This is a genomic window from Endozoicomonas sp. ONNA2, from assembly GCF_024606365.1.
In the GTDB taxonomy this organism is placed as follows: domain Bacteria; phylum Pseudomonadota; class Gammaproteobacteria; order Pseudomonadales; family Endozoicomonadaceae; genus Endozoicomonas.
On sequence record NZ_JAHHPO010001069.1, the window covers coordinates 1 to 1,093 of the forward strand.

General features: G+C 54.4%; 2 protein-coding genes. Both read right to left on the reverse strand.

Annotated elements, in window-relative coordinates; translation table 11 throughout:
* Positions 1–862, reverse strand: an 862-nt coding sequence (gcvT, locus tag KDK14_RS18980; protein WP_257266776.1) for a glycine cleavage system aminomethyltransferase GcvT, incomplete at its 3' end; no start/stop codon positions are given.
* Positions 835–1,093: hypothetical protein (locus KDK14_RS18985; protein WP_257266777.1), on the reverse strand; the 259-nt coding region annotated here is incomplete at its 5' end. The genes KDK14_RS18985 and gcvT, both read right to left, overlap by 28 nt.

A 1,093-nucleotide genomic window follows, 5' to 3' on the forward strand; every position in this document is an offset into this window, starting at 1 on the left:
GTCCGGTCTCAATCTGTTGCAGAATTTTTTCAGCGCCGGGGAATCCGCCTGCACGCTCACCATCATGACGACGATTTTTACTGATGGCCCATATCAGATTCGCTTCAATGGGGGTGGTATTGGCATCCATATCATGGCCGTAGAGACAAAGGCCCGATTCCAGACGGAGGGAGTCTCTGGCACCGAGACCAATCAATTCAACCTCCGGTTGGTCGAGTAGCAGCCGGGTGATGTGTTCTGCCTGTTTTTCCGGGATAGAGATTTCGAAGCCATCTTCCCCGGTGTACCCGGAACGACTGATAAAACAGGGCGTGCCATTAATGGACAACTGGCGGGCGTCCATAAAGACCATGTCAGTCACCTCTGGAACAACCCTTGCCATAACCTCTGCAGCCATAGGTCCCTGAATGGCAATGAGCGCCCGATGATCGAGCACTTCCAGTTTGACACCTTCCGGCAGTCTGGACCGGATATGCTGAATATCCTGCGCCTTGCACGCCGCATTGACCACCAGATGAAGGCAATCGTCATAGCGGGTGACCATCAGGTCATCAAGAATACCGCCGACCACATTGGTCAGCAGGGCATAGCGCTGCCTGCCAATGGCAAGGCCTGCAATATCAACCGGTACCAGGGACTCCAGGAAACAGTCAGCCCCTTCACCGGACAGTGTCAACTGCCCCATGTGGGAGACATCAAAAACGCCGACTTTACTGCGGGTATGGGTGTGCTCGTTTTTGACACCGATTGGGTACTGTACCGGCATTTCATAACCGGCAAAAGGCACCATTTTTGCACCCCTGGCCACATGAAGGGCATATAACGGGGTTCTCTTCAGGCTGTCAACAGACGTTTCAGACATACCTCATCTCCACTTACTTCCACTGACTGATAAGGATCAATGCCGGGGCATGAACAGATAAAATTGCGGTCCCCAAAAACGTTGTCGATGCGATTGGCCCCGGGCCAGTATTTCGACTTGAGACTGGCCGGTGACGGAAATGCCGCGACCTCCCTGCTGTAGGGCCGCAGCCACTCATCTTCCGCCAGGTCTGCCATGGTGTGGGGGGCGTTGACCAGCGGGTTGTTGTCC